Annotated in this window: 7 protein-coding genes and 1 pseudogene; all 8 read left to right on the top strand. The window is 55.3% G+C overall.

Annotated elements, in window-relative coordinates; all coding sequences use genetic code 11:
- Positions 1-427: 427 nt before the first annotated feature.
- Complete coding sequence (locus SMC5_RS05810) at positions 428-1270, top strand: formate/nitrite transporter family protein (protein ID WP_119119962.1); 843 nt, start codon at positions 428-430, stop codon at positions 1268-1270.
- Between the two features lie 176 nt (positions 1271-1446).
- A complete protein-coding gene (nuoE, locus tag SMC5_RS05805; protein ID WP_119119963.1) occupies positions 1447-1941 on the top strand; it encodes an NADH-quinone oxidoreductase subunit NuoE in 495 nt (164 codons plus the stop codon).
- 23 nt (positions 1942-1964) lie between these two features.
- Positions 1965-2333, top strand: coding sequence for a (2Fe-2S) ferredoxin domain-containing protein (locus tag SMC5_RS05800; protein WP_119119961.1), 369 nt, complete (start codon positions 1965-1967; stop codon positions 2331-2333).
- Between the two features lie 24 nt (positions 2334-2357).
- Positions 2358-4142 carry an NADH-quinone oxidoreductase subunit NuoF gene (nuoF, locus tag SMC5_RS05795; RefSeq protein WP_119119960.1) on the top strand — a complete coding sequence of 595 codons (1785 nt, stop codon included), beginning with the start codon at positions 2358-2360 and terminating at the stop codon, positions 4140-4142.
- Positions 4143-4172: 30 nt separating this feature from the next.
- On the top strand, positions 4173-5939 hold the full coding sequence (locus SMC5_RS05790; protein WP_243622534.1) for an NADH-dependent [FeFe] hydrogenase, group A6: 1767 nt from the start codon (positions 4173-4175) through the stop codon (positions 5937-5939).
- A 76-nt stretch (positions 5940-6015) separates the two neighbouring features.
- Entirely contained in the window at positions 6016-6279 is a 264-nt protein-coding gene (locus SMC5_RS05785; protein ID WP_119119958.1) for a TM1266 family iron-only hydrogenase system putative regulator, read from the top strand.
- Between the two features lie 82 nt (positions 6280-6361).
- Entirely contained in the window at positions 6362-6895 is a 534-nt protein-coding gene (locus SMC5_RS05780; protein ID WP_119119957.1) for an NADH-quinone oxidoreductase subunit NuoE family protein, read from the top strand.
- Positions 6892-7358: pseudogene (locus SMC5_RS05775) on the top strand (NADP oxidoreductase); the annotation flags it as partial. The gene SMC5_RS05780 and the pseudogene SMC5_RS05775, both read left to right, overlap by 4 nt.

Genomic DNA, 7358 nt, shown 5'->3' with positions numbered 1-7358 from the left:
TTTGTCTTAGCTGTATGCTCGGTGTTGTATGCCGTCCGTGTCTTGGTCTTGCGGACGTCCTTAAGAGAAGCTTTCTTGATTGGCATAAAACTCTCCTTTGTCTCTTCGGAACTTATCATGTTTACTCTATCCGTTTTTCCTGTGATGTCAATGATTGAAGGGTCCTTGCATACGTGATGAATGAGACGTCTTGTTCGTCATGTTGCGGACTGCAGGATTCCTATACTATGAATGGACTGGCACAGGTTTCCTGACATGGAATTTAACCGGGATGGAAGGTTGACTTCTGTCCGTGCTGTTATAGAATTCACATGATATGAACGAGTACCGCCGTGCCGCTGGACACTTCGGTTGGCTATGATGATGGACTAGAGGACTGTCGTGCATGTGCGCGGACGGGAACACTGGAAGAGGAAAAGGAGAGAACATGGAATGCTTACCACCCGCATCGATCGCTGAGTCCATGGTGGCTTCCGGCGAGCGGAAGGCGAATCTGAGTGTGGCCCACCTGCTTATCCTGGGTGTGCTCGCTGGTGCGTACATCGGGTTTGTCGGTCAGTTCTTTACGATCGTTACGAGCGATCTTTCCCAATATGTGGGAATCGGGCTCAGTCGGCTGATTGGTGGCCTGTCGTTTTCTGTGGCTCTCATAATGATCGTCTTGAGTGGCGGAGAGCTCTTTACTGGCAACAGCCTTCTTGCCATGGCGGCGTTCTCCCATCGGATTCGCTGGAGCCGCGTGGCGCGTAATTGGGCATGGGTATACGTAGCCAACCTCTTGGGGGCGCTCCTGCTTGTAGTGGCTCTATTCGGAACGAGACAATATGCCACGAACGGAAACGCAGTCGGGGTCAATGCTCTGAGGCTGGCTGTGGCGAAGGTCAACCTGTCGTTTTGGGCAGCGTTCCTGCGCGGCATCCTGTGCAACTGGCTCGTGTGTCTCGCGGTGTGGATGGCGGCGGGAGCCACTGACACGATTGGGAAGGCAGTGGCGGCGATGCTGCCAATTACAGTCTTTGTGGCCTCCGGTTTCGAACACAGCGTAGCGGACATGTTCTTCGTTCCGATGGGATTGCTCCTGAAAAAGGTACCATCGGTTGTCGCTGCTGCCGGTTCGCTTCCCGGCATCGAACACCTCACATGGGGAAGCGGGCTGTTCATCCGGTGCCTGTTGCCGGTTACACTCGGTAACCTTGTCGGTGGCGTAGTCTTTGTGGCGGGCCTGTACTGGACAGTGTACCTTCGCCCTACCGGCGACCGAAGCTGCTGAGGAGCCCGGATGATCATCCAGAGGACTTGCTGGTGGACTGCCGATAAGCAATTCGTCATGCGGTATGACAAAAAACTGATGTCTTTCTTCAATGTAAACACACCCGGCGACCGCATCATGGCAAGACTGGTGATGCCCGTGAGTGAAAAGTCTCTACAGGAGGAACGTGTATGAGGATGAACCTGGAAGACCATCTGAAAGAGAACCCCGAGCTGAAGAAGCAGTTTGATGCACTCGACGTGTATATCGGTGAACTGACAACCCCGAAAGGTAGCCTGATCAATGTTCTGCACCACGCCCAGGAGATCTTCGGGTATCTCCCGGATGAAGTGCTCGAGTTCGTTTCCGGCAGACTGAACGTACCGCGTTCCACAGTGTATGGTGTCGTCACCTTCTACCACTTCTTCTCGCGTGTCCCGAAAGGACGTCATACCGTCAACGTGTGCCTTGGCACGGCCTGCTACGTACGAGGCGGGAATGCAGTCTACGAGAAGGTCATGAAGACCTTGGGTATCAAGGCTGGCGAGACCACTCAGGACGGCCGGTTCAGTCTGGATCTTGTTCGTTGTGTCGGGGCCTGTGGTCTCGCCCCAGTCATCGTCATCGACAAGGATACATACGGGCGTTCCACGCCCGAGAAGGTCGCCACGTTACTGAACAAGTACGCCTAACCTCGAAGAATCGGGAGGAACAGATGAAATCACTAGAAGAGCTGAAGCGCATCAAGGAACAGACTCTCAAGGAGATGGATCTTCGCCAGGCCAAGGAGAGGGGCAAGGTCATCGTTGCCATGGGGACATGCGGCATTGCAGCTGGGGCGAAGGACGCTCTCATGGCTATCATCGACGAACTCGAGAAGGTGGATATCCATGACGTCAAGGTCGTTCAGTCGGGCTGCATGGGACTCTGTGACAAGGAGCCGACAGTTGAAGTGGCCATGAAGGACCAGCCTGCCGTCATCTACGGCGACGTCAACGATGCGAACGCGCGCAGGATTGTCCGCGAGCACGTCCAGGGTGGCAATGTCGTGGCTGATCTGGTCATCAAGCGGGAGAACATCTAGCCCAAAGGGAGAAGGGAAAACGCAATGATACGAAATCAGCTGTTGGTCTGTGCAGGCGGCGCCTGCATCACGAGTGGCGAAAAGAGCGTCAAAGACGTTCTGGTCAAAGAACTGAAGAAAAATGGTATCGAGGATGAGGTACAGATCATTGAGACCGGCTGTATGGGAGCATGCGACCTGGGTCCGATTGTTGTTGTGTATCCCGAGGGGACGTTCTATCAGAAGGTTACGGTCGAGAACGCGGGTCTCATCGTAAATGAACACCTTGTAAAAGGTCGTACCGTCAGCGAGTTGTTGTACACTGAGCCGACCAGCGAGAAGAAGGTTGAGACCAGCGGTGATATTCCCTTTTACACGCGTCAGGTAAAGCGCGTCCTCCGCAACTGTGGTGTCATCGACCCTCTTTCTATCGAAGAGTACATTGCTCGGGACGGATACTTCGCCCTTGGCAAGGCACTTGAGATGACGCCTGACGATATTATCGGCGTTGTTCTCGACTCCGGTTTGCGTGGACGTGGTGGAGCAGGATTCCCGACCGGTCTCAAGTGGAAGGCTACCCGAGAGGCGACGGGTTCCCCGAAGTACGTGGTCTGTAATGGCGACGAGGGTGATCCGGGAGCATTCATGGATCGCAGTGTCCTCGAGGGAGACCCACACTCCATTATCGAGGCGATGGCGATCGCAGGATATGCAATCGGCGCAGAGCAGGGCTACATGTACGTCCGGGCGGAGTATCCGCTTGCCATCGAACGATTTGAGTGTGCGATCGGCAAGGCGCGCGAGTACGGATTCCTTGGGCGGAACATTTTGAATGCAGGGTTCAACTTCGACATTGAGATCCGTATTGGAGCCGGAGCGTTCGTTTGTGGTGAGGAGACCGCTCTCCTGCGGTCCATCGAGGGCAAGCGCGGAATGCCGAGCATCAAGCCCCCGTTCCCTGCCCAGTCCGGGCTGTGGAACAAGCCAACGCTGATCAACAATGTTGAGACATATGCCAACATACCCCAGATCATCACAAATGGGGCGGAATGGTTCCGGAGTGTAGGTACTGCCAAGAGTCCGGGTACAAAGGTCTTTGCCCTGGCAGGCATGGTACAGAACACTGGTCTCGTCGAAGTGCCGATGGGCACGACACTGCGCGAGCTTGTTTTTGACATTGGGGGTGGCATCCCCGGAGGCAAGAAGTTTAAGGCAGCCCAGACTGGAGGTCCCTCGGGAGGAGTCATTACCCCGGACTACCTGGACATGCCGATCGACTACGACACCCTCAAGGAGATCGGGACCATCATGGGCTCGGGTGGGCTTATCGTTCTTGATGAGACGAGCTGCATGGTGGATGTTGCCAAGTTCTACCTCGGATTCACGGTCGACGAGTCGTGCGGGAAGTGCACGCCGTGTCGCGAAGGCACCCGACAGATGTACCAGATGATGGAACGGATTTGCGATGGCAAGGGTCGTGACGGGGACATCGAGAAGTTGACCAAGCTGGCCAAAGTCATTATCGATACGTCGCTGTGCGGGCTTGGACAGTCAGCCCCCAATCCGGTCCTTTCCACTATCAGGTTCTACGAAGATGAGTACCGTGCTCACATATATGACAAGAAGTGTCCGTCACATGTGTGCAAGCACCTGTTGACGTATACCGTCACGTCCGACAAGTGTGTTGGATGCACGGCATGCGCACGGCAGTGCCCCGTCCAGGCTATCACCGGCGAGGTCAAGAAAATTCATGTGATCGACCAGAACAAGTGCATCAAGTGTGGTTCCTGCTATGAAGTTTGTCGTTTTAGTGCGATTCGCAAAGAGTAATTGACCCGGAGGGACTTCATGGAGACGAGAATGTTAAATCTGAAAATCAATGGACGGGACTACCAGGTGCCGGATGGGACGACAATCCTGAAGGCCGCCAGGGACTATGCAAAGATTGACGTGCCGACTCTCTGCTACCTTGAGGGAATCAGCGAGGAAGGCGCGTGCGCCATCTGTGTCGTCGAGGTAAAGGGTGCCCGCAACCTCCAGCGTGCATGTGTTGTTAAGGTCAGTGAGGGCATGGAGGTCTGGACCAATACTTCGCGCGTCCGCGAGGCCCGCAAGCTCAATGTCGAGTTGTTGCTGGCCAATCACCCAAAGGATTGCTTTACGTGTGAGAGGAGTCAGAACTGTGATCTTCGTGAGCTGGCTTCTGAGCTGGGTGTGCGGGAAGTGGAGTTTCCGCGAACCCGCACAGAGTGGCTGCCGATTGACAATACTTCACTGTCACTGGTACGCGATCCCAACAAATGCGTACTCTGCAGGCGATGTGTAAATGTGTGTGCCAAGGTTCAGTCCGTCTACGCGATCGACATTATGGGGCGTGGTTCGAACAGCACTGTCTCAACATTCCTGGACGAAGGCCTGGGGAACGTCGAGTGTGTGAACTGCGGACAGTGTCTGCTTGTTTGCCCGACTGGTGCCATCACCGAGCGCAGCGAGATTCCAGACGTATGGAAGGCGCTGGGAGACCCGGACAAGGTCGTGGTTGTTGAGACAGCTCCGGCGGTACGCGTTGCCATCGGTGAGGAGTTTGGCATGCCTGATGGGACGCAGGCGACTGGCAAGATGACCGCTGCGCTCCGGGGTCTTGGCTTTGACCAGGTCTTTGACACTGACTTCTCGGCGGACCTGACCATTATGGAGGAAGGATTCGAGCTTATCGGGCGCATCAAGAACGGAGGCACGCTGCCGCTGATCACTTCCTGCTCACCGGGCTGGGTCAAATTCGTAGAGACGTTCTTCCCAAAGGTGCTGGACCACGTTTCTACCTGCAAGTCGCCTCAGCAGATGTTTGGTACGGTGACGAAAACGTATTGGGCTGAGAAGATGGGGATCGATCCGAGGAAGATCGTCGTCGTGTCCGTGATGCCATGCACTGCCAAGAAATTCGAGAAGGAACGGCCTGAGATGAAGACGGCTTTCCATTACTGGCAGGAGAAGATGGGACTGAAGGACGAGGAGGCGTTCAAAGACGTCGACTGCGTCCTGACGACTCGTGAAGCGGCGAAGATGATCCGCGAAGCAGGCATCGACTTTGCAAACCTCCCGGATGAAGATTTTGACAAACCGCTGGGCGAATCGACCGGCGCGGGCGTCATCTTCGGGGCCACGGGTGGCGTTATGGAAGCTGCATTGCGGACTGCCTACGAAGTTCTCACGAAGAAATCGCTGGCGAAGCTCGAGTTCGAGGATGTGCGTGGACTTGAGGGTATCAAGACCGCTGATATCGACATCGATGGAACGATTCTGAAGGTCGCTGTCGCGAATGGACTGGGTAATGCACGTGTTCTTATGGAACAGGTGCAGAAGGGCGAGTCGCCCTATCACTTCATTGAGATCATGTGCTGTCCTGGTGGCTGCCTCGGTGGCGGTGGACAACCTATTTCAAACAATCCAGATATCAAGAAGAGGCGTGCGGAGGCCATCTACCGGGAGGATGCCGGCAAGCCTATCCGCAAATCGCATGAGAACCCGGAGATTACAGCGATCTACAAGGATTTCCTGGGTGAGCCGAACAGCGAGAAGGCTCATCACCTGCTGCATACCGAATACTGCGATCGTAGCTGCAAGTAGAACGGGAACACATGGAGGCGCCCACCAGCTGGTGGGCGCCTCCAGCGCTCCATAGGAGCGAGGGGGAGGTACATCAATGGACAGCACAAAGCACGTTGGAGTCATAGCGATCATCATCAGCAAGCGTGAGACGACGGCTCCAAAGGTGAACCAGATACTCACGAACCATGGAGACCTCATCATCGGACGCCTGGGACTGCCATATGGAGACCATAGTCTGCATGTGATCTCACTCATCGTCGACGGTGACAAGGAACAACTGCAGGGCCTGACTGCGGAATTGACTGCAGTGCCGGACACTATTGTCGAATCGACGATGAGTCCGGTCTGCCTCGGATAGTCCTGGCACTGTGGAGACAAAGTAGGACCAACCTCTCTTGCTGGTGAGAGTGCTTCGGAAAAAAACGATCAGGGAGGAAACCATGGAGTTGAACAATGTCACGCGACCAGCGGGCCAGGCGCAGCCGCTGAGCGATGAAGACAAGCGTTTTCTGCGCGAACTGGTAGAGACAAATCGTACGGAGCATCATGGCCGACTGTCGTACATGGACATCATGTTTGAACTGGAACACCACTATGGTAACTCCCTCCCGGGACCTGTGCTGGGCGAAGTCGCTCGACTCCTCGGGACCTCGCCTGCACAGCTCAACGGCTTCGTCACGTTCTACACGATGCTGTCGACTGAGCCACGGGGACGGCATGTGGTCCGTGTCTGTACCAGCGGGCCATGCCATGTGACCGGCGCTCCATCTATTGTGGCAGAGCTCAAGCAACTCCTTGGAGTTGAATTGGGCGAAACAACTTCGGACGGAATGTTTACGCTGGAAGCTTCCAGCTGTCTCGGCATCTGTGGTGTTTCTCCGGCTCTCATGATCGATGACGATGCGTACGGAAACCTCACGCCGGAAGACTTGCCACGAATTCTCGACGCAAAGCGCGCGGGAGGTGCACAATGAAGCTGTTCTCGACACAGATTATCGTTCCTGTTGACTCCAACTCTGTCCTCCAGGGTGCTCTTGAAGTCAAACATGTTCTCGAGGAGACGATTGGCAAGTACAACCTGGGCAGTCAGATATCGGTGGTCGAGACTGGCGCTCTTGGTATCTATGACCAGGGTGTCGTTCTGGCTGTCTTCCCGGATGACGTCTACTACGGTGGCGTGAAGCCGACGGACGTGGAAGAGATCGTCACAGAACACCTTCTGAAGGGACGCGTGGTCTCGCGCCTCACGATTGACCGTTCTCTCTCGTCCAAGCGACTGGTCGAGAAAGAATCAGGGAAGAGCCAGCAGAAAATCGTCCTGAGAAACGCAGGCCTCATCGATCCACAAAGTATCGACGAGTACATTGCCCGCGACGGGTATGGGGCTCTCGCAAAGGCTCTCGCGATGCAGCCTGGCGAGGTTATCCAGGTCCTGAC

The sequence above is a fragment of the Candidatus Cryosericum odellii genome, assembly GCF_003570935.1.
Taxonomy (GTDB): domain Bacteria; phylum Caldisericota; class Caldisericia; order Cryosericales; family Cryosericaceae; genus Cryosericum; species Cryosericum odellii.
Note: the sequence above shows the minus strand (reverse complement) of the source record. Positions and strands in the feature narration are given on the sequence as shown.

Bases quoted from the DNA above. Each gene is read 5' to 3' on its own strand.
- SMC5_RS05810 (WP_119119962.1), top strand. From the start codon at position 428: ATGGAATGCTTACCACCCGCATCGATCGCTGAGTCCATGGTGGCTTCC.
- nuoE (WP_119119963.1), top strand. From the start codon at position 1,447: ATGAACCTGGAAGACCATCTGAAAGAGAACCCCGAGCTGAAGAAGCAG.
- SMC5_RS05800 (WP_119119961.1), top strand. From the start codon at position 1,965: ATGAAATCACTAGAAGAGCTGAAGCGCATCAAGGAACAGACTCTCAAG.
- nuoF (WP_119119960.1), top strand. From the start codon at position 2,358: ATGATACGAAATCAGCTGTTGGTCTGTGCAGGCGGCGCCTGCATCACG.
- SMC5_RS05790 (WP_243622534.1), top strand. From the start codon at position 4,173: ATGTTAAATCTGAAAATCAATGGACGGGACTACCAGGTGCCGGATGGG.
- SMC5_RS05785 (WP_119119958.1), top strand. From the start codon at position 6,016: ATGGACAGCACAAAGCACGTTGGAGTCATAGCGATCATCATCAGCAAG.
- SMC5_RS05780 (WP_119119957.1), top strand. From the start codon at position 6,362: ATGGAGTTGAACAATGTCACGCGACCAGCGGGCCAGGCGCAGCCGCTG.